At 55.7% G+C, this 19,956-nt stretch carries 19 protein-coding genes; 14 read left to right on the top strand and 5 right to left on the bottom strand.

The window, feature by feature from the left end:
• The first annotated feature begins 9 nt into the window (after window positions 1–9).
• Entirely contained in the window at window positions 10–1,425 is a 1,416-nt protein-coding gene (locus tag OKC42_RS16020; protein ID WP_201954641.1) for an FAD-dependent oxidoreductase, read from the top strand.
• A gap of 91 nt (window positions 1,426–1,516) precedes the next feature.
• Here the strand turns inward: OKC42_RS16020 and OKC42_RS16025 are convergent, their stop codons facing one another.
• Window positions 1,517–1,915: a nuclear transport factor 2 family protein gene (locus OKC42_RS16025; protein ID WP_064341968.1), complete on the bottom strand. Its 399-nt coding sequence runs from the start codon at window positions 1,913–1,915 to the stop codon at window positions 1,517–1,519.
• 11 nt (window positions 1,916–1,926) lie between these two features.
• Window positions 1,927–2,505 (bottom strand): O-methyltransferase, encoded by a 579-nt coding sequence (locus OKC42_RS16030; protein ID WP_270820246.1) that lies wholly within the window; start codon window positions 2,503–2,505, stop codon window positions 1,927–1,929.
• A gap of 287 nt (window positions 2,506–2,792) precedes the next feature.
• Here OKC42_RS16030 and OKC42_RS16035 point away from each other — a divergent pair, with 287 nt between their 5' ends.
• Window positions 2,793–4,088, top strand: a complete 1,296-nt coding sequence (locus tag OKC42_RS16035; protein WP_270820247.1) for a DEAD/DEAH box helicase — start codon at window positions 2,793–2,795, stop codon at window positions 4,086–4,088.
• Window positions 4,089–4,186: 98 nt separating this feature from the next.
• The gene (locus tag OKC42_RS16040; protein WP_270820248.1) at window positions 4,187–4,837 is read left to right on the top strand and encodes a DUF2913 family protein; all 651 of its coding nucleotides are present in this window, start codon (window positions 4,187–4,189) and stop codon (window positions 4,835–4,837) included.
• A 99-nt stretch (window positions 4,838–4,936) separates the two neighbouring features.
• Here OKC42_RS16040 and OKC42_RS16045 read toward each other — a convergent pair whose 3' ends face one another.
• The 3 genes from OKC42_RS16045 to OKC42_RS16055 all read right to left on the bottom strand — a co-directional run bounded on the left by OKC42_RS16045 (window position 4,937) and on the right by OKC42_RS16055 (window position 7,800).
• Complete coding sequence (locus tag OKC42_RS16045) at window positions 4,937–5,176, bottom strand: FeoC-like transcriptional regulator (protein WP_158110684.1); 240 nt, start codon at window positions 5,174–5,176, stop codon at window positions 4,937–4,939.
• Window positions 5,173–7,443, bottom strand: a complete 2,271-nt coding sequence (gene feoB / locus OKC42_RS16050; RefSeq protein ID WP_270820249.1) for a Fe(2+) transporter permease subunit FeoB — start codon at window positions 7,441–7,443, stop codon at window positions 5,173–5,175. Before feoB ends, OKC42_RS16045 begins: the two co-directional genes overlap by 4 nt.
• A gap of 129 nt (window positions 7,444–7,572) precedes the next feature.
• Window positions 7,573–7,800 carry a FeoA family protein gene (locus tag OKC42_RS16055; protein WP_005337384.1) on the bottom strand — a complete coding sequence of 76 codons (228 nt, stop codon included), beginning with the start codon at window positions 7,798–7,800 and terminating at the stop codon, window positions 7,573–7,575.
• A 119-nt stretch (window positions 7,801–7,919) separates the two neighbouring features.
• Here OKC42_RS16055 and OKC42_RS16060 point away from each other — a divergent pair, with 119 nt between their 5' ends.
• From OKC42_RS16060 to OKC42_RS16110, 11 genes are all read left to right on the top strand, one after another.
• Entirely contained in the window at window positions 7,920–8,249 is a 330-nt protein-coding gene (locus tag OKC42_RS16060; RefSeq protein WP_005337385.1) for a translation initiation factor, read from the top strand.
• A 259-nt stretch (window positions 8,250–8,508) separates the two neighbouring features.
• Window positions 8,509–9,066, top strand: coding sequence for a TMEM165/GDT1 family protein (locus OKC42_RS16065; protein WP_005337386.1), 558 nt, complete (start codon window positions 8,509–8,511; stop codon window positions 9,064–9,066).
• A gap of 165 nt (window positions 9,067–9,231) precedes the next feature.
• A complete protein-coding gene (locus OKC42_RS16070) occupies window positions 9,232–10,170 on the top strand; it encodes a DUF2157 domain-containing protein (RefSeq protein WP_270803752.1) in 939 nt (312 codons plus the stop codon).
• Window positions 10,163–11,167, top strand: coding sequence for a DUF4401 domain-containing protein (locus OKC42_RS16075; RefSeq protein WP_100646147.1), 1,005 nt, complete (start codon window positions 10,163–10,165; stop codon window positions 11,165–11,167). The genes OKC42_RS16070 and OKC42_RS16075 overlap by 8 nt, the downstream gene beginning before the upstream one ends.
• Window positions 11,164–11,682, top strand: coding sequence for a GDYXXLXY domain-containing protein (locus OKC42_RS16080; RefSeq protein WP_270803753.1), 519 nt, complete (start codon window positions 11,164–11,166; stop codon window positions 11,680–11,682). The genes OKC42_RS16075 and OKC42_RS16080 overlap by 4 nt, the downstream gene beginning before the upstream one ends.
• 71 nt (window positions 11,683–11,753) lie before the next feature.
• Complete coding sequence (locus OKC42_RS16085) at window positions 11,754–12,500, top strand: substrate-binding periplasmic protein (RefSeq protein WP_236321850.1); 747 nt, start codon at window positions 11,754–11,756, stop codon at window positions 12,498–12,500.
• Window positions 12,501–12,630: 130 nt separating this feature from the next.
• On the top strand, window positions 12,631–13,377 hold the full coding sequence (locus OKC42_RS16090) for a substrate-binding periplasmic protein (protein ID WP_270803754.1): 747 nt from the start codon (window positions 12,631–12,633) through the stop codon (window positions 13,375–13,377).
• A gap of 139 nt (window positions 13,378–13,516) precedes the next feature.
• Entirely contained in the window at window positions 13,517–14,272 is a 756-nt protein-coding gene (locus OKC42_RS16095) for a substrate-binding periplasmic protein (protein ID WP_042056222.1), read from the top strand.
• Window positions 14,273–15,099: 827 nt separating this feature from the next.
• Window positions 15,100–15,768: a hypothetical protein gene (locus OKC42_RS16100; RefSeq protein WP_270803755.1), complete on the top strand. Its 669-nt coding sequence runs from the start codon at window positions 15,100–15,102 to the stop codon at window positions 15,766–15,768.
• A 172-nt stretch (window positions 15,769–15,940) separates the two neighbouring features.
• A complete protein-coding gene (locus OKC42_RS16105) occupies window positions 15,941–16,888 on the top strand; it encodes an IS30-like element ISAeca1 family transposase (RefSeq protein ID WP_012564931.1) in 948 nt (315 codons plus the stop codon).
• Between the two features lie 317 nt (window positions 16,889–17,205).
• A complete protein-coding gene (locus OKC42_RS16110) occupies window positions 17,206–19,902 on the top strand; it encodes an ATP-dependent DNA helicase (protein ID WP_270803756.1) in 2,697 nt (898 codons plus the stop codon).
• Window positions 19,903–19,956: the final 54 nt, after the last annotated feature.

Genomic DNA, 19,956 nt, shown 5'->3' on the forward strand with positions numbered 1-19,956 from the left:
GGGAACCCTATGAGCCAGAACGTATTTCAGTTTATCGATGTCCAGCGGGTCGACCCGCCCAAGAAGCCGCTCAAGATCCGCAAAATCCAGTTTGTGGAGATCTACGAGTCCTTCAATCAGCCGCAGGTACAGATGCAGGCGGATCGCTGCCTCGAGTGCGGCAACCCCTACTGCGAGTGGAAGTGCCCGGTTCACAACTACATCCCCAACTGGCTGAAACTGGCCAAAGAGGGGCGCATTCTGGAGGCGGTGGAGCTCTCCCACCAGACCAACAGCCTGCCGGAAGTGTGCGGTCGGGTCTGCCCGCAGGATCGCCTCTGTGAGGGCTCCTGCACCCTCAACGATCGCTTCGGCGCGGTGACCATCGGCAACATCGAAAAGTACATCACCGACAAGGCGTTCGAGATGGGCTGGAAGCCCGATCTCTCGAACGTGGTCAAGACCGGCAAGCGGGTCGCCGTCATCGGCGCCGGCCCGGCGGGTCTCGCCTGCGCCGATGTGCTGGCACGCAATGGCGTTACCCCGGTAGTGTTTGACAAATATCCGGAGATAGGTGGCCTGCTTACCTTCGGCATCCCCTCCTTCAAGCTGGAAAAAGAGGTGATGCAGCGTCGCCGCGAGATATTCCAGGGGATGGGCGTGGAGTTTCGTCTCGAGACCGAGGTGGGCCGTGATGTCACCTTCGCCGATCTGCTCGGCGAGTTCGATGCGGTCTTCCTCGGGGTAGGCACCTACAAGTACATGAAGGGCGGCTTTGCCAACGAAGAGGCGCCGGGCGTCTATGATGCCCTGCCCTACCTCATCGCCAACGCCAACCGGTTGCTGGGCTTTGAGAAGGCGCAAGCCGACTATATCGACTTCGCCGGCAAGCAGGTGGTGGTGCTGGGCGGTGGCGATACCGCCATGGACTGTGTACGTACCGCCATCCGTCAGGGGGCCGCCAAGGTGATCTGTGCCTATCGCCGCGACGAGGAGAACATGCCGGGCTCCAAGCGGGAGGTGAAAAATGCCCGCGAGGAGGGGGTTGAGTTTATGTTCAACCTGCAACCGGTGGCAGTCGAACTGGATGCCAACGGTCGCACCGTCGGCATCAAAGTAGTGAGCACCGAGCTGGGTGAACCCGATGCCAATGGTCGCCGCAATCCGGTGGTCATCGAGGGCTCAGAGCAAGTGCTGGCTGCCGATGCGGTAGTGATGGCGTTTGGCTTCCAACCCAACCCCCAACCCTGGATGGCGGAGTTCGGCATCGAGCTCGACAACCGGGATCGCATCAAGGCCCGCGAGCAGGCCGAATACGCCTTCCAGACCAGCAATCCCAAGGTGTTCGCCGGTGGCGACGCGGTACGTGGCTCCGATCTGGTGGTGACAGCCATCTACGAAGGGCGCAAGGCGGCCGAAGGGATCATGGACTATCTGGCGGTCTGATCCGACCGACCAAGACCCTGATGCGCTTTCACAATCAGCCCCGCCAATGCGGGGCTGATTTCTTTGACATGCCGCCAGTGAATAGCGATGGCTAACTCTTTGGCATCGGACAAACCCAAGAACTGCGCCATTCTGGCGCGGCATACTCATCGGGCCAATACTCGGTCTGCTGTTGAATTTTACCTTCCGCAACATGGTGAAATGTGATGGCGCGAGCATTTACGACCCCATCGCTGACCAGCACCTCACTGACCACCTCACTCCCTTGTGCCAGAAGACGGACAATCTCGAAGCGCCACAGGCCAGCTGCGGGGTAGCGACGATTGATCTCAATAAAATTCTCTCGCCCCACAATCCGTTCTCCCGATTGGGGCCAGTCACAGAAAAAATCATCTCCCAGCCAGCTTGCCGCCTTCGCAAAGTCATTGCTCTGCATCTCCTGCCAATAGGCCTCTACCACTGCTTTTGGCTCCATGGTGTTCAATTCCATACTCACTCTCCCTACACACGCACCACCAGCCACTCCCCCTTGCCGACCGGCACCAGCGAGGTGGCAAAGGCCGGATCCTGCCCGACCTCGTTCATCCACTCCACCATCTCGCTGCGATGGGAGATGGCGTTATCAACCACCAGCAGGCCACGGGGTGCCAGCAGGCGGCGGATCTGCGGCCACCATGCCCGGTAGTGCTGACGATCCGAATCGAGGAAGATGAGCTGATAGCCGCCTTGCGGCAAGATCGGTAACAGCTCGCCCGCATCCCCTGCCAGCAAGGTTACCCAGGGGGCCAACCCTGACCTCTGAAAGTTGTCATGGGCCAGCACGCGCTTATCCTCATCCAGCTCAATGGTGGTAACGTGCCCCTCCAGCCGACGCACCGCTTCTGCCAGCCAGAGTGTGGAGTAACCATTGGAGGTGCCGATCTCCAGCACCGCCTGCGCCCCACGGGTCTGTACCAGCACTGACAGCAACTCCCCCGTATCGCGGGTGATATTGAGCAGCTTGCGGTGTCGAGCCTGCTGCATGCTGTCATTGCGCTCGCCAAGCTGCTCCAGCTGGCGTTTTAACTGTTCCAGTTCCATCGATATCCCTTTCGTCCTTGCCCAAAACCGCTAGCCCACACCTCCAGGCTTGGCACTTGGGAGTCAAATGATTGCTTTCAACCGCCATTCACACCACAAAGGATGAGAAAAGGACAACCATTTGAGGCAGAATTTGTGACGTCTATCTGTTACACTTCGCGCCCGCCATTTTCCGGCTCACTCTCTGACTTGATGTCAGGCGCAGCCGTCGGTGGTTACAACCTCCGTCTCGCTCATGCCGAGCTAACCAAGCCAAACACAGCCCAGCTGGAACACAGGAACCCATTATGAGATTTGAATCGTTCGATTTTGCCCCCGAGATTTTGCGTGCTGTCTCAGATTGCGGTTATCAGGAGATGACCCCTGTGCAGCAACAGGCGATCCCGGCCATTCGCCGTGGCCGCGATGTGCTGGCCAGCGCCCAGACCGGTACCGGCAAGACCGCCGCCTTCGCCATGCCCATCTTGCAGCGTCTGGTAGACAATCCGGCGCCGGTCCAGCCTTCCAACGCCCGTGTGCTGATCCTGACCCCGACCCGCGAGCTGGCGGCTCAGGTGGCGAGCAACATCAATGACTTCGCCAAGTATCTCGATATCACCACCATCACAATCGTCGGCGGTGGCAAGCAGGACGTGCAGGCCAAGAAGCTCAAAGCGGGCGCTCACATCATTGTGGCCACCCCGGGCCGTCTACTGGAGCACCTCACCGCCTGCAACCTCAGCCTCTCTGGCGTCGAGTGTCTGGTGATGGATGAAGCAGATCGCATCCTCGACATGGGCTTCAGTGCCGATGTGCAGAAGATCCTGCAAGCGGTCAACAAGACCCGTCAAAACCTGCTCTTCTCCGCCACCTTCTCCGACGCGGTGAAGAAGCTGGCCAACCTGATGCTGGACAGACCGCTGATCGTCAGCGTCAACAAGCAGAACTCCACCGCCGACACCGTCAGCCACACAGTCTATCCGGTCGAGCAGAAGCGCAAGCGCGAGCTGCTCTCAGAGCTGATTGGCAAGCAGAACTGGCAGCAGGTGCTGGTGTTCGCCAGTACCCGCGAGAGCTGTGATGTGCTGGTCGAGGAGCTGAACCTCGACGGCATCAAGTCCGCCGTGGTCCATGGCGAGAAGGCCCAGGGCAACCGTCGCCGCGCCCTGCGCGAATTCATGGAAGGCAAGGTACGGGTACTGGTCGCCACCGAAGTGGCCGCCCGTGGTCTGGATATCCCGAGCTTGGAATACGTGGTCAACTATGATCTGCCGTTCCTGGCGGAAGATTACGTGCACCGCATCGGTCGTACCGGTCGTGCCGGCAAGCGCGGCATGGCCATCTCCTTCGTCAGCCGTGAAGAGGAGCGCACCCTGCTGGAGATCGAGGCCCTGATCGGCCAGAAGATCCGTCGCATCATGGTGCCGGGCTATGAGGTGAGCAGCCGTGACGAGCTGATCAAACAGCTGCAGGAGCGTCGCCGCTTCGGCAAGCGTCCGCAGCGTGAAGATAACGCCGTGGCCCAGGTGATGGCCGAAGCCAAGCTGCAGGGTCAGCGCCTCAAGCGTCTGGCTGCAGCCAAGAAGCCCCGTCAGCCGAAATAAGGCGGGCAGTTGCTCTATTGAACCGCAAAGGCGCCACTGGCGCCTTTGCCATCTCTGTCATCGGTGTTGACCCCTGGTGGTCAACTCAAGGATTGCTTATGACCTCTCCGACCTACAATCAGGCCCTGCTCGAGATGGCCACTCAAAGCCTGGCCGAACTGGCCCGCACCGCCGAGCAAAAGGCGGGCAAGCGCACTCCGGCGCAAGAGAGCCACTTTCTCTGCACCTGGATGGCCGACTCCCTCAAGGAGAAGCGCTTCTCCCGTCTGGTGATGGAAGATTTGAAAGCTTGGGTGCAGCTTGGCCGCACGCTGGGTGCGGGTGCCGATCTCAAGGGATTGCTGGAGCGCATCGCCTTCCAATACCAGTGCGCCATGACCAATCCGCAGCAACTGGGGGCCAAGCTGGCGGCCCTGCTGGAGGAGCTCTCAGCGGCAGGCTGGCTGGTGCTGACCGAGAGCGAGGTGAACGCCAAGCTGCGCCTGCAATCTGGCGGTCAGGCGAGTCTGGTGATCAGCCACAGCGAATATGAAGGCCATATCGAGGGTGGTGAGCTTGTCAAACCCCTCACCCTCTATGTGCGCGGTGACGAGAAGGTGCTGGCCGAGGCGGCCTTCAAGTACGGCCTGCTGCTGAGCCAGGGCAACAAGAAAACCACCCTGGTCAAACATCACAAGGCCTACCGGCTGATGCCGGACAACGCCCAACCGGCGCTGGCACTGCTGAGCGAGGCTCGCCAGAGCGCCTGATCTCGCCTGTTTTCAGCAATAAAAACGGCAGACCCTCATTTAAAGCAGGGCCTGCCGTTTTTTATTGTTCGATCTTTGGTGATGAGGTTGGGTAGTCGTTTAGCGGATCTTGATGCCAATCTGGCCCGCGTCACACCACTCGAACATCACCTCTTCGCTCTTGCCGCAGCAACTGCCACCACAGACCCGACTCTCGCGCTTGATGACCCGCCCCTTGCGCATCCAGACGCCGAGCATGGCCTCCACCGCATCTTCCGAGGTGTGGAATTGGCGAGCCAGATCACGCCGGCTCACCTTCTGCTGCGCGGCGAGGTAATCCCCCAGCTCGCGCAGGATCATAAGGTCACCACCTTGCGGGCAACGATGTCACCGTGACGGCGACCGGCCCACCAGAGCAGTACCAGAGAGAGGCCGTAGCTGACGATCCAGAACAGGCTCTGCTCCGGATGAGCGGCAAAGGTCGCGACCTGATAGAAGAGGGTGGCGCACATAAAGGCCATGTAGTTGCACCATACCGCTGTCATCAGCGCCCACTGACGACCGGTTTCCCGCACCAGCGCGCCCATGGCGGCGGCGCAAGGCATGTAGAGCAGCACGAACAAGAGGTAGGCAAAGGCACCGGCCGCCCCGTCGAAGTGGGTCTGCATATTGCCGTAGGTGGAGACATCTACCTCCTGCGCCTCGGCGGCAGCTTTCTGGTCGTCAAGGTTGCCAACATCAAGCCCCATGGGGTCACTCGGGTTGATCTCCGCCAGATTGGCCGCCACGGCATCGATCGCCTCGTGGAAACTGGCCACCAGCGAGAACTCGCTCTCCTCCTCTGCATCGCCACCACCGGCGTAGAGGCTGTTGAGGGTGCCGACCACCGCCTCTTTGGCGAAGATACCGGTGACGATACCGACCGTGGCCTGCCAGTTGTCATCGCGTACACCGATGGGGTGCAGCACCGGGGTCACCGCCTGGCTGATCTTGCTCAGGACCGAGCTCTCCTGCTCCTGATGGCCAAAGCTGCCATCGGTGCCGAGCGAATTGAGCACGCTCAGCACGGCGACCACCAGCACGATGGTTTTACCGGCGCCAAAGACGAAGGATTTAAGCTTCTGCCAGGTCTTGATGGCAACGTTGACCGGACGCGGCCACTCGTAATCCGGCATCTCCATCAGCATGGAGTCGCTCTTGCCCGGCAGCAGGGTGCTGCGCAGCAACAGGCCGGTGAACACCGCCACCAGAATGCCGATGAGGTAGAGACCGAACACCAGGTTCTGACCTGACTCGGGGAAGAAAGCCACCGCAAACAGGGCGTAAACCGGCAGACGGGCACCGCACGACATGAAGGGCGCCATGGCGGAGGTCATCAGCCGTTCCCGCTCGGAGTTGAGGGTACGGGTCGCCATCACCGAGGGGACGGTACAGCCAAAGCCCATCAGCATCGGCACGAACGCCTTGCCCGGCAGGCCGAGGCGGCGCATCAGGGCATCCACCACGAAGGCGGCACGGGCCAGATAGCCGGAGCTCTCCAGCACCGCGAGGAACAGATAGAGGCAGCCAATCACCGGAATAAAGGTGGCTACGGTCTGCAAGCCGACGCCAAAGCCATCAGCCAGAATGGCGCCCAGCCATTCGGGGGCATTGACCAGCCCCAGCAGGTGGTGCACCCCATCGACAAACAGGGCGCCGCCCATGATGTCGAAGAAGTCGATAAAGGCGCTGCCAACGTTGATGGCAAACAGGAACATCAGGTACATGACAAACAGGAAGAAGGGGATGCCAATCCAGCGATTGAGCAGCACCCGGTCCAGCCACTCGCTCTGGGCCTCGGTGAGCTTGCCCTTCTGCTGACGAGCCTGTTGTACCCACTGGTGGATATGGCCGTAGCGGATATCCGCCAGTTGCAGGTCGATATCCTGTCCCTGATGGGCGCGAGCCACTACATTGGCGGCGGCCGCCTGCTGACCGGGCAGCAGGGTCTCCTGCATCACCGCATCCTCTTCCAGCAGGCGCAGGGCGCGGCCACGGGTAGTGAGGTGATGCGGGGCGAGCAGGGTCTCCAGCTCCGCCAGATCGGTTTCAAGCGCGTGGCCGTAATCGAGTTGCAAGGCGGCTTGCGGCTGACCGATAAACTGCCGGATCTGCTGCTTGAAGGCGGCAACCTGCTTGCTGTTGTGGGCAGAGAGGGCCACTACAGGGCAACCGAGGGATTTGCCGAGCTTGCTCTCGTCGATGACGATGCGGCGCTTTTGCAGGATATCCAGCTTGTTGAGCACCACCACCATGGGCAGGCCCAGTTCGCGCAGTTGCAGCGTGAGGTAGAGGGAGCGCTCCAGATTGGCGGCGTCGATGACGTTGAGCAGCAGGTCGGGTTGTTGGCCCTGGGCAAAGCGGCTGGCGATCTGCTCGTCCAGACTGCCATCCTGACTGGCCAGGCTATAGATGCCGGGCAGATCCATCAGCTTGAAGTGATGCTCACCCGCGCTGAACTCACCCATCTTCTTGTCGACGGTGACACCACTCCAGTTGCCTACCTGCTGGCGGGCGCCGGTCAGGGCGTTGAACAGGGAGGTCTTGCCGCTATTGGGGTTACCTACCGTTACCAGGGAATAATTCATACCAGCTCTACCTCTATTTTCTTCTGAACCCGCCGCGTGCGTGTGACAAGCCGCTTTGCAGGTTCGACTTCTTGTCTCTGAACCGCTCCCGGTGACGTTTCTGAACCAGAGCGGTAGCCGAACAGGGGGTTATACCGGCTCGACTTCTATTTGCTGGGCCAGACTCTTTTGCATGGAGAGACAGATCCCCTGGCACTGGATCTGGAGCGGGTCCCCCAGGGGGGCGGAGCGCAGATAGATGACTTCAGTCTGGGGCAACAGGCCCATCACCATCAGTTTGCGGCGCAGCGGCCGGGCGAGCTGATTCATATTCTTGATGCGAGCACTCTGTCCCGGTGACAACTGCGTGAGTACCATGACTGACTCCTGAAGTTAAACAATAATAATTCGCTTTTACTTGGGGCATTATAAGCTGTGTCTTCAACTTTTATTTGAGTAAAATCAAACTCCGCTTAGCTAACCCATAAAGTATTGCCATGAGTCACGACAACAACAGCCGCCTCGTTTACAGCACAGATGGCGGCATGATCAAGGAGCAGAGCGCTCCCCAATCCGCCTCCCCCTTCCCCACCGACGGCACCGTGCGCATTCGCCGCGAGACCAAGGGGCGCAAGGGTGCCGGGGTGATCACCATTCATGGCGTACCCGCCGATCAGCAAAAATCCCTGGCCACCCTGCTCAAGAAAAAGTGCGGCACCGGAGGCGGTATCAAGGAGGGGGTAATCGAGATCCAGGGGGATAAACGGGACCTGATCAAAACCGAGCTGGAGAAAGCCGGTTTCAGCGTCAAGCTGGTGGGTGGCTGATCCCCTTGTCACTCATGCGGTTTTTCCCTAGAATGCCCGCTCCCATCGAGGGGGAGTAGTCTCGCACACCGGTGCCATCCATTGCATGAATACCGGTTTGCGACCCTGATCAACATACTTGGTGCCAAATCACCATGGTCAGGGTGATCCATGCCAGCCATGGATTTGACAAGACCTTTGACGGGCCAGTGCCAATACCGGGGACGGATGGCGCAGGCTTGTCTTTGGTTTATAACAATTCCGTCCCCCGGTCATTTTTATGGAAGCCTTGTTAACCTCAACCCTCAGCGTCGCCATTGCCGAAATCGGCGATAAAACCCAGCTGTTGGCGTTGCTGCTCATCTGCCGTTTTCGCAAGCCCTGGCCCATCATCGCCGGCATGCTGGCGGCTACCCTGCTCAACCATGCGGGCGCTGCCTGGATTGGCGAGTTCATTAGTCGCTGGCTCGATCCCAAGATAATGACCTGGCTGGTCGCCATCGCCTTTATCGCCATGGCTATCTGGATTTTGGTGCCGGACAAGATGGATGACGAGGAGAGCTCGCTGGATAAATACGGCCCCTTTATGGCCACCTTCGTGCTCTTCTTTATCGCCGAGATTGGCGACAAGACCCAGATCGCCACCGTGCTGCTGGCCGCCAAGTATGACTCGCTGGTGCAGGTCATTACCGGGACTACCCTCGGCATGATGCTGGCCAACGTGCCTGTGGTGCTGATCGGCAAGCTGGGGGCAGACAAGCTGCCGCTCAAGGGGATCCGCATCGCCTGCGCCATCCTCTTCGTCGGCCTCGGGGTGAGCACCCTGATCTTTGCCTGATGGCCCGTACCCGATGACCAAGCCCTCCCCTGTGGAGGGCTTTTTTGTTTACTGCTGTGTCTATTGCGTAACCCGCTGTCGCAACCACCAGCCGCAGAGCCAAGGGGCAGTGCACGGTTGCGGGTGCCTCATGCCATAATGGGGCAAACCTCGCGGAGTCCCCCCATGCACAACGTATCAAGAGAGACGCTTCTCGAATGGGTCAAACAGGGACGGCTGGCGCCAGAGAAGCTGGCGGACGCCCTGACCCTCGCCGATCTTCCCCCCCATCCGGCGCGCTGGCAGTGGCTGTTTGACCGGCTGCTGCTCTGGCTCGGCGCCCTCTGCATCGGGGCTGGCCTCATCTTCTTCGTCGCCTTCAACTGGCAAGAGCTGGGCCGGGTCTCCCGCCTCGCACTGCTGGAGGCACCGCTGCTCGCCATGCTGCTTCTGCTGTGGCACAAACCGCTGGGGGATACCCCCCGTCAGGCGCTGCTGCTCGCTATCGCCCTCAATATCGGCGCCCTGCTGGCGCTGGTGGGTCAGACCTACCAGACCGGCGCCGATCCCTGGCAGCTGTTCGCCACCTGGGCGCTGATGCTGGTGCCGCTGGCGGCATTTGGCCAAAGCCCGCTGCTCTGGACCTTAAGCTGGCTGCTCGGCCAGCTGGCGCTAGTGCTCTACTGGCGGCTCGGTTTGTTCACGTTCTTCTTTACCTTCGATGAAGAGGGATTGGGCTGGTGCCTTACCCTGCTCAACGCCGCCCTCTGGGGTCTGCTTCTGCTGGCACCAAACCGCTGGCGCCTGATGCCAAGCTGGCTGGCGGGTCTGGCCGCAGGTCTGGGGACCACCCTGCTCACCCTGCTGGCGCTCTTCGATGCTGCCTCCCCGCTGGTGTGGCCGCTCTGGCTTGGCTGGCTCGCTGCGGCCTATGCCCTTTGGCACCACAGATTTATCGCCGGACTCGCCATGGGGTGCCTCAGTCTGATTGCCGTCATCCTCGCGGCGCTGGGCAAGTGGATGGAGCCCGATATCAACGGTTTCTTGCTGCTGAGCCTGATCGCCATCGGCCTTTCGGTCACCGCCGCCCGCTGGCTGCAACAACAACGGAGGTCTCATGAGTGATCTGACCCTTTGGCAAGCACTGCAACAGGCCAATCTGGTGGAGGGGGAGATGCCCCGCAACAACCAGCCCCACTGGTCGAGCCGCTTTCTGCTGGGGCTGGTGGGCTGGATTGCCGCCCTGTTCCTGCTCTTTTTCCTGTTTCTCACCTTCGAGCAGCTGACCCGCGAGGCCAACAGCGCCCTGCTGCTGGGGGCCGTGCTGCTGGCGGGGGCCTACGCCCTCAATCGCAGCCAAAGCGGCGATCTCTGGGATCAGTTCGTGCTGGCCCTCACTCTGGCGGCCGATGCCTGGCTGCTCTATGGCCTGCTCGATCAGCTGGATCTCCATCACGCCCTGCTCTGGTTCGGTCTGTGCCTGCTCTCCCTTGCCATCGCCGTGCTGTTCGATCACTGGCTGGTGCGGCTGTTTCACAGCGTGGCGGCGGCCCTGCTGCTCACCCTTGGCCTCGCTTGCCTCGGGCTGCAACTGCTGGCGCTGCCGCTAGTGATGGCGGCCATCACCTTCTGCTGGCTGCGGGCAGATAGGGATCCAGAGCGTCACCAGCTCTACCACTCCATCACGCTGGGGCTCGCCCTCTCCCTGCTGGTGCTGGGCCGTCTGCACCACCCGCTTTGGGATGGTGGCAGCAGCGTGCTGGACGAGCTGGGGCTGTCTCGCCTGCCGCTCTGGCTCAATCCCCTGCTCTGCGCCGCCCTGCTGCTGGCGGTGATGGTGAAGCTGAGGCTCCCCCTGCTGTTTGGCCTGCCGCTGGTGCTGATCAGTGCCATCATCCCCGGCATGGGGGCAGGCGCACTGGTGCTGATCCTCGGCTTCTATGCCGGCAGTCTGGGGCTGATGACCCTCTCGGCCCTGCTGCTGCTCGGCTATGGCTCGCTCTATTACTACGATCTGGGGCTCACCCTGATGACCAAATCCTGGCTGCTGCTGGGCTCCGGCATCCTGCTGCTGGGGGCCCGCCAGCTGCTCACCACCTTCGCGGCAAGGAGCGACTCATGAAACCCGTCACCCGACAACTCGCCCTGTTGCTGAGCGGCCTCGCCATCCTGGCGGGCATCAATGCCACCGTCTGGCGCTATGAGCACGCCATGAGCAGCGGCGAAGTGGTGCTGCTGCGGCTCGCTCCGGTCGATCCCCGCTCCCTGATGCAGGGGGATTACATGCGGCTCAACTATGAAATTGCCCGCGAGCTGACCAGCCGCGACACCCGTACGACTCAAAACAAGGGCAGCGATACCCTGGTGATCCGCCTCGATGCCCATCAGGTGGCCAGTCTGGTGATCGATGGCAAACCGGATCGACTCGCCAGCGATGAGCGGCTATTGCAGGTGCACCAGAGTGAGCGGCAGTGGCAGATCGGCCCCGATGCCTACTTCTTTGAAGAGGGCACGGGGGAGCAGTACGAAGCGGCCCGCTACGGCGAGTTCCGGCTGCAAGCGGATGGCAAGACCCTGCTGGTGGGGCTGCGGGATGAGGCCTACCAGCCCATCGGGCAGATCCGCGCCCGCTGGTAGCGGCAGTGAGTGGCTATTTACTCTGTTCATGGTCACACTCAAGGGAAGGTTGATCGCTAAGGATGTTCCCAATGAGGATATGGCTGATCTGTCATCTGTTGCTGCTCTGCTGGGCCTCGACGGCCCGGGCTGATCTGGGCAAGCTCGAGTACCTCACCGAAGAGTACCCCCCCTACAACTTCAGCGATCCGCAAGGCCAGCCCACCGGCCTTGCGGTCGATCTGCTGCAGATGGTCTGGCAACACAGCGGCGTGACACCCCAGCCGGTGCGCATCCTGCCCTGGGCGCGAGGTTATTACTTGCTAACCCAGAAGCCCAACGTGGTGCTCTTCTCCACCGCCCGCACCCAGGCGCGGGAGGATCTCTTCAAGTGGGTCTGCCCCATCGGCTACTCGGAGTACATACTGCTCGGCCGCAAAGCGCAAAACATCACCCTGACCGCTTTCGAACAGATGAGCCAGTACAAGATCAGCGCGGTGCGCTCGGATGCCGCCGAGCAGCTGCTGCTCAACAACGGCATGGATGACAACAACATCATCCCGGCCAACCGCCTGTCGCAGGGGTTGAAGATGCTGCTCTCCGGCCGCGCCGACCTGCTCGCCACCAGCAAGCTGGCGGGATATGACGCCATCCGCGAACTGAAGCTGAGCAGCGACGACTTCAACGTGGCCATGGTGCTGAGCGCCGAGCAGCTCTGCTACGCCTTCAGCCGTCAGGTGCCCGACAGCGAGATCACCCTCTTTCAGCAGGGCCTGACCCGCGCCCTCGCCTCGGAAGAGTTTCGCAAATTGCAGGCCAAATACCTGCCGGTGCGCTGAGCACTCACTCACCCGATGGGCAGCGGTTCGCTGCCCATTTTATTGATGAAAGATGCAATAGAGGTGGCTAGCTATTCCCGCCGCAAGCAGTCAAACTGGGCTACATAGTTGATTGCGAAGGATCTTTCCCGTGCGGACATGGCACCTACCTCATCTGCTACTGCTCTTGTGGGCCACCTTCGCGCAGGCCGATCCGGGCAAGCTCGAGTATCTGAGCGAAATATCTCCCCCGTTTAATTTCAGCGACCAGCAAGGGATGCCGACCGGATTGTCGGTGGAGCTGATGCAGCTTATCTGGAAAGCGCGCGGCGTGTCGCCCCAGCCCATCCGCATTATGCCCTGGGCCCGGGGCTACAACCTGCTGCAACAAAAACCCAATGTGGTGCTGTTTGCCACCGCCCGCACCCCGCAGCGGGAAGCACTCTTCAAGTGGGCCTGCCCCATCGATCACTCGGAATTTGTGCTGCTGGGGCGCAAGGCGGACAACATAACTCTCGGCTCGGAGGCCGAGATCAGCCGCTACAAGGTCGGCGTGGTGCGCTCCACCGTCTCCAAACAGCTGCTGCTCGAACGCGGTATCGATGAGCGCCAGCTGATGCTGGCCAACCGCCTCACCCAGGCGGCCAAAATGCTCACCTCAGGTCGCGCCGATCTGTTTGCGACCAACAAGCTGGCGGGCTATCAAACCCTGCAACAACTGGGCTTCAAGCCGGATGACTTTCATGTCGCCTTTGTGCTGGATGCCAGACCGCTCTGCTACGCCTTCAGCCGTCAGGTGCCCGACAGCGAGGTCGCCCTCTTTCAGCAGGCGCTGACCCAGGTCGTCGCCTCGGCGGATTTCTCGGCCCTGCAAGTCAAATACCTGCCGCTGCGCTAACGCCCCGATCGCCGCCGACATAGGGCGCAAGATGGCGGCCGCCCCTCACGCATTTTTGCCAAACATGCTCCCTCGCCTTGGCGAAATCGGCCAGCTTGGTCACACTTGAGCAGATATTCCCTTGATCAGGATGGCAAAAATGAAACCATGGATTGGATTGGCCGGGGCGCTGCTGGCCACCCTCGCACAGGCGAGTCCTGAGCTTGGCAAACTGCACTACATCACCGAAGAGTACAAACCCTACAACTATGCCGATGCCAGCGGCGCCCCCACCGGCCTCGCGGTCGAACTGCTGCAACTGGTGTGGAAAAAAACCAATACACCGGCGCAGCCCATCACCATCATGCCGTGGGCGCGCGGTTACTACCTGCTGACCCAAAAGCCCAATGCGGTGCTCTTCTCCACCGCCCGCACCCAGGCGCGGGATCCCCTGTTCAAGTGGGCCTGCCCCATCGGGTATGCCGAGATCGTGCTGGTGGGGCTGGCCGATCGCAATATCACCATCACCAAGCTCGACGATGCCAAGGCGTTCAATATCGGCGCGGTGCGGGCCGATGTGGGGGAGCAACTGCTGCTCAACAACGGCTTTGACGAAACCAAACTGATGGCCGCCAACCGGCTGGCACAGGCGCTGAAGATGCTCACCTCAGGCCGGGTCGATCTGGTCTCCACCAACAAGACCACCATGGAGCAGCTGATCGTCGAACAAAAACTCGATCCCGCCCGCTTCAAGGAGCAGTGGGTGCTGAGCTCCGAGCAGTTCTGCTTCGCCTTCAGCCATCCGGTGAGCGACGAGCTGGTCAAGGAGTTCCAGACCGGTTTGACCCAGGTGCTGGCGAGCAGCGAATACCCGCTGCTGCACAGCAAATACTTCCCAACCCCCGCCGCCAAATAGCGGCGCGGCGTCGAACGCCAACAACAAGGGGCCCATTGCGGGCCCCTTCGCTTTTTCCGTTTGCGCTCCCCTCTTTTACCTTTTGCGTCCCCCCTCGCGGCGTCACCCCACCGCCCCGCTACGACCAAACCCCGGCAACCAACAACTAATCACTAATTAATAAAAGTTTGTGCCAGCGCAAAAAATCACTCTTTTCTGATAGTTAGCTCATCAAAACCATAGATAAGACCACTCTGGCTCCGTAATATGGCGACGGGCGTCTGTTGACCCCTTTTCCGAGATCAATGGTCAACGGCGCAATCTGGTAGCGACAGTCAGGGGCGGTAGCCACTTTAGCGGAGACCAGCCGGTCTCCCGCCCCTGCGCCAAGGTAACCGTCCCCTCTCCCCTTGCGGGAGAGGGCTAGGGTGAGGGGTCACTAGCCTGATGGGCATGACTTCGCCATGCAGGACACGAGGACTCCGTCCTCGACGGGGTGTCGCCGCCGCTGCGCGGCTTGGCGAGTGACTTTGGAAAGACCCGCTCTCTTTGGCAAATAACACCAAAAGTCTTCTCCCCCAATTGTTCGCCCTCCTGCGTCGGGTTCCCTCAGTTCACCCGTTTGTCCCATGGCACAGCGGCGCTCGCTCGGCGGCCTGGCAAACGGGCTCACCTCGGCGAACAACAGGGGGCAACACCCGACCCATAGCCCTGAGGAAAATATCAGATACAGGATTCATGCCGATCTGAGATAGAGGTGTAATTCACTTCGTTCATTACACCCTACGATATACACCGATTTCCATTGCATTATTTCCTATCAGACAAGATACATTTTCGAGATTTGTATGAGCGATAACCTAATTGATAATTTGAAATCGTTTAACCGCAAAGAGCGGTTTTACCTAATTGGCCAAATGCTGGGAAACCCAGAATTTCGCATGGATGACAACCAGCTTGATAAGATATCAAACCTAATCGGTCTCACCATCCCCAGAAAATACTTTGCTGCAATGGATTACCACCTTGACTGGATTTATGCCAGCTTGTTCCTAACCCAAAATGATGCCAACACAGCCTTCAAACGGAATTCGATAGAAAATGACGGTGTTAAGATAGACTATCAAATATCAGGTACTCAAGAGGATGTCGACTTTCTTCTTGCCTTTGTTGATCACGAAAACACAACCCATATTGTGATGATTGAGGCTAAAGGCGACAGCTATTTTACCAACGCTCAGTTAAACAGTAAAAACAAACGATTCAAGGCTATTTTCGGCGATGAAGATACTTGGCCAAATGTAAAGCCTCACTTTTTACTTTGCAGCCCAAAAGAGCCACAGAACGTAACCATTGAAGATCCAGTCTATTTTATGCTTACCAAAGATAAAAATCCTATTTGGTTCCCGCTTTTAATGGGCACAGGAAAAAATAAAGTGACTCGATGTATGGATGACGATAAAAATAACAAACCATCTAGTGAAGGTGACTATTGGAAAGTTGAAAACCGTACTTAGAAATAGCGGGGCAATGTACTTCGTGTACTGCTCCGGTCCAAGTGTTATCGGGATAACAATTGGGGAACGTGAATTCAGATAATAAGTGCAATGCCCATGGTGCATAGGAGAGAGGCGGTCAACTACCAGTTAGGGTACGCTTCTTCTCGCCAAAGAAACAAAGCGATACACCATGAAATACCAGCAGTTGACCGAGGGGCTACGATACCAGATTGCCTGCCTCCGTGACCATGGCCTGTCACAGGCCCGCATTGCCAAACAGCTCGGGGTTCATCCATCGACTATCAGTCGTGAGCTTCGTCGTAATTGTGCTGGGCAGGCCTATCAGCCGCAGCAGGCTCACCAACTTGCCACGGCACGACGGCTGACGAGTCAGAAGCGTACTGTCCCGTCTGATACCATCGACTTTGTTTGCATGGCGCTGGTCGCGGACTGGAGTCCCGAGCAAATCAGTGGCGTTGGAGACATGATTAACTGCCCGGTTAGCCACGAGTGGATATACCGCTATGTGGCACGCGACAAGGCCAACGGTGGCACGCTATACCGGCATCTGCGTCAGGGTCACAAACGCTATCGCAAGGGTAAGAACAGCAAACGCAGTGTCATTCCCAATCCGGTATCGATTGATGAACGCCCTGCGATAGTCAATGAGCGGAGCCGTGTGGGAGATTGGGAAGTCGATACCGTGTTGGGTAAGCAAGGCAGCGGTGCAATAGTGAGTCTGTTGGAGCGTAAGAGCCGGCTCTACCTGGTTCAATACGTTCCCAGCAAAACAGCCAGCGCGGTGGCGGACACCATTATCAGCATGCTGAAACCCTACCAGGCACATGTCCATACCATCACAGCTGACAATGGTAGCGAGTTTGTCGAACATGAACGTGTTGCAGCAGAGCTGGAAGCGCAGGTGTACTTTGCGCATCCATACAGTGCATGGGAACGGGGACAGAATGAGAATAGCAATGGTCTGCTGCGGCAATATGTGCCCAAAGGCAGTGATTTGAGTGTGGTGACAGCAGAGGCACTGTCAGCCGTCGAAAAGCGGCTGAACTTCAGGCCGCGCAAATGCTTGGGATTTAAACAGCCACAGGTGGTTTTTGACGAACTTCTGAAAGCAGCCTGATTTTTAATCGGGAATTGCACTTCGAAGTTGAATTCGCGAACCCTTATCTCAGAACCAACCCCTCGCCCACCCCGTGGCGAGCTCAGATTGTCGCTCCGATACAACAGGTGTCATCGACATGGTTGCATAGGTGGAAAAATCATGGTGATTACAACGGCAAACGGCACATATCCCTATAGGAAAATAGCTTTATCTTGGATACCCAAAAGTGCCTATTTCACCGCAATAAAACCTTTTTCTATAACGCCATATTGCGCTTTGTTAATCGCACTTGTGAGCTAAAGCAATGAATAACAGTACACACTTTGGGGAATATTATGACGACGGTCCGAAATCAAATAACCAGTGCTGACAATGTTATATGCAACAATATTGACTTACTATCAAAGCAGAGAGGGCTTCTATCTCAAAATATTCTTTCTCAACTGCGTAATTTAGTTGAAGGTGTTGCAGTAAGATTACAGAGTGGTTCATCAGAAAGTACTTTCAACTACGACTGTGTCGGACCATCCATTGAGTATGTAAAGTCAAGCGGGAAATTAAATTTTATAGGGAAGTTTCACAAACTGATCCAGAAGAGTGCTTCTCACTATACATTAGATGGCGATAACTCAGAGAGGTTAATGCTAAAGTACTATGAGTATCTTCATAGAATAAGAAGTTTGGTTGAGAAAGAAACTGATTTAAAAATATTAAGCAATTTAGAAAAATTCCCTATAGATATTGATCCTGCACTATTTGAATATCATCAAAAAATTGTAGAAGTGATAGATAAATGGAAATCAAGAAAAGACAACAACGCTCATTCAGAAAGATACTATATTCATAAAGTGTGTCCTTTCTTCTGTAATGGTAGGGTTTTTTATGAAGTTACATTTTTCCGTGCAACAAATCTAGCAAACAAATTTGATAGAGTTATTGCATTTACCGACATTGATATATCGAATGATCATGCGGCCATGCTCAAGTTACAACACGACTCTATAGAGGTTATTGGATATAATATGCCAATAACAGTTATAAGAAGCTGGGAAGTATCTATTAGGCCTTGTGAGCTTGATAATTTCGCCAAGCTTTTTAGTGTAAAATTAAAGGCTAGAACAAGTTCTGATGAATATAAATTTTTAATGCAGTATTTAACGGAACGATCAGAAAGTTTGTTGGATGTTGTAACCCTTAACGATGACAAATATATTACATTTAGAGCATTATCTACGCAAAGTGGCTCTAACACACAAATTTTTGATGTTTTGGATAAAGCTCGAGCCATAATAAAAAACTCCTATTCTGGACATAATGTAATCCGCTACCTCATGCTCCATATGAACAATCAGATTATAAAATCTCAATATCAACGAGATACATGCAGTTTATTATCAGGCCTAAAAATAAAGTTTGGATGCATTCCTTTTGACAGCATGCCATTTTGTACTTCTTTACCTGGACACAATCCACGGTATTGGGATCTTCTCAACTGTATTGAGTCAGAGAGTAGACAAAATGAACTATTAGCTAGAAAAGTAAAAAATAATATCGAAGTCAATGGAATATTATATACACCTGAAAGTGAACTAGCTGGATTTGGTAACGTACAACATTTAATTAATCAATATAACTCTAAGCTCTACTATAAGCATCAAGGCCGTAAGATTTTCATTGACAGGGGGCATATATCCATAAGTGAATATGAAAATGAGATTGTTTCCATTATTGAGATGCTTCAAAGCAAAGCATCATCTGGTATTTCAGGGTATGCAGCGTCTGTAGAGCAGTGGCTAAGCGAAAGTCAATATAGAATAGATGACCATATAAAATCAGAAGCTCTTCAAAGACTCTTTGAAAAGTCTCGTATCGCTCTCATTTATGGTGCAGCTGGTACTGGAAAATCAACGATGCTAGATCATATAGCTCGTTATTTTAACGACAAAGAAAAATTATTCTTAGCACATACCAATCCAGCAATAGACAACCTTCAAAGGAAGATAGCAGCCAGAAATTCAGAGTTTCGGACAATTCGAAGTCATGCATCTAAGAGCCAAATTAATAAAAGTTATGACTTACTGATAATTGATGAATGTAGTACTGTTAGCAACACTGATCTTTTAACTGTTCTTGATAAAACCTCATTTAAATTACTAGTATTGGTAGGAGATATTTACCAAATTGAATCTATCCAGTTTGGCAATTGGTTTGAACTAATACGGCATTTCATAAATAAAAACTCTGTATTTGAATTAACCACTCCTTACAGAACTAACAACAAAGAGCTATTAGCATTTTGGACAAAAGTAAGACAAAATGAAGATGATATTGCAGAGATCATTGCTAAGAATGGATATTCAACCCTGTTAAATAATTCACTTTTTGATAGTCACTCTGATGATGAAATCATATTGTGTTTGAATTATGACGGTCTGTATGGAATCAATAACATTAATCGTTTCCTACAAAGCAGGAACAATAATGAAAGCTTTTCTTGGCGAGAGTTAACTTATAAAGTCGGAGATCCTGTTTTATTTTCAAATGCCGAACTTTTTCGCCCCGTCATTTATAATAATCTAAAAGGTTGGATTGTAGATATCGTTCAGCAACCTGGCTGGATTAGATTTGATGTAAAACTTGACCGCCCACTAAGTGAGTTTGATGTTGACATTGATGGATTAACATGGATTAGAGAGTCAACCATTCAATTCACAGTTTATGATTTCCCTAATGTTAGTGATGATGATGATGACTCATTAAATACTGTTATTCCATTTCAGGTAGCCTACGCTAGCTCAATTCATAAGGCGCAAGGCCTTGAGTATAACTCGGTGAAAATAGTAATAACTGACGCTAATGAAGATGATATAAGTCATAGTATTTTTTATACGGCAATTACGAGAGCTAGAGAAAAACTTAAAATTTTCTGGACACCAGAAACACAGCAAAAAATACTAAGTAGACTAAATCACAAGACTAATAAAAAGGATGTTCATTTGCTAAAAACCCGTAGAGGGCTTAAACCGTGTTAACGACTTCAATAACTCACTAAGGTGTTAGTGTCTCCCTCAGCAAATCGGCTGCTC

The sequence above is a fragment of the Aeromonas sp. Y311-2 genome (assembly GCF_027706025.1).
Classification (GTDB): domain Bacteria; phylum Pseudomonadota; class Gammaproteobacteria; order Enterobacterales; family Aeromonadaceae; genus Aeromonas; species Aeromonas veronii.

Excerpts from the sequence above, each read along its gene's own strand:
- OKC42_RS16020 (WP_201954641.1), top strand. The coding sequence starts at position 10 with ATGAGCCAGAACGTATTTCAGTTTATCGATGTCCAGCGGGTCGACCCG.
- OKC42_RS16025 (WP_064341968.1), bottom strand. The coding sequence starts at position 1,915 with ATGGAATTGAACACCATGGAGCCAAAAGCAGTGGTAGAGGCCTATTGG.
- OKC42_RS16030 (WP_270820246.1), bottom strand. The coding sequence starts at position 2,505 with ATGGAACTGGAACAGTTAAAACGCCAGCTGGAGCAGCTTGGCGAGCGC.
- OKC42_RS16035 (WP_270820247.1), top strand. The coding sequence starts at position 2,793 with ATGAGATTTGAATCGTTCGATTTTGCCCCCGAGATTTTGCGTGCTGTC.
- OKC42_RS16040 (WP_270820248.1), top strand. The coding sequence starts at position 4,187 with ATGACCTCTCCGACCTACAATCAGGCCCTGCTCGAGATGGCCACTCAA.
- OKC42_RS16045 (WP_158110684.1), bottom strand. The coding sequence starts at position 5,176 with ATGATCCTGCGCGAGCTGGGGGATTACCTCGCCGCGCAGCAGAAGGTG.
- feoB (WP_270820249.1), bottom strand. The coding sequence starts at position 7,443 with ATGAATTATTCCCTGGTAACGGTAGGTAACCCCAATAGCGGCAAGACC.
- OKC42_RS16055 (WP_005337384.1), bottom strand. The coding sequence starts at position 7,800 with ATGGTACTCACGCAGTTGTCACCGGGACAGAGTGCTCGCATCAAGAAT.
- OKC42_RS16060 (WP_005337385.1), top strand. The coding sequence starts at position 7,920 with ATGAGTCACGACAACAACAGCCGCCTCGTTTACAGCACAGATGGCGGC.
- OKC42_RS16065 (WP_005337386.1), top strand. The coding sequence starts at position 8,509 with ATGGAAGCCTTGTTAACCTCAACCCTCAGCGTCGCCATTGCCGAAATC.
- OKC42_RS16070 (WP_270803752.1), top strand. The coding sequence starts at position 9,232 with ATGCACAACGTATCAAGAGAGACGCTTCTCGAATGGGTCAAACAGGGA.
- OKC42_RS16075 (WP_100646147.1), top strand. The coding sequence starts at position 10,163 with ATGAGTGATCTGACCCTTTGGCAAGCACTGCAACAGGCCAATCTGGTG.
- OKC42_RS16080 (WP_270803753.1), top strand. The coding sequence starts at position 11,164 with ATGAAACCCGTCACCCGACAACTCGCCCTGTTGCTGAGCGGCCTCGCC.
- OKC42_RS16085 (WP_236321850.1), top strand. The coding sequence starts at position 11,754 with ATGAGGATATGGCTGATCTGTCATCTGTTGCTGCTCTGCTGGGCCTCG.
- OKC42_RS16095 (WP_042056222.1), top strand. The coding sequence starts at position 13,517 with ATGAAACCATGGATTGGATTGGCCGGGGCGCTGCTGGCCACCCTCGCA.
- OKC42_RS16100 (WP_270803755.1), top strand. The coding sequence starts at position 15,100 with ATGAGCGATAACCTAATTGATAATTTGAAATCGTTTAACCGCAAAGAG.
- OKC42_RS16105 (WP_012564931.1), top strand. The coding sequence starts at position 15,941 with ATGAAATACCAGCAGTTGACCGAGGGGCTACGATACCAGATTGCCTGC.
- OKC42_RS16110 (WP_270803756.1), top strand. The coding sequence starts at position 17,206 with ATGACGACGGTCCGAAATCAAATAACCAGTGCTGACAATGTTATATGC.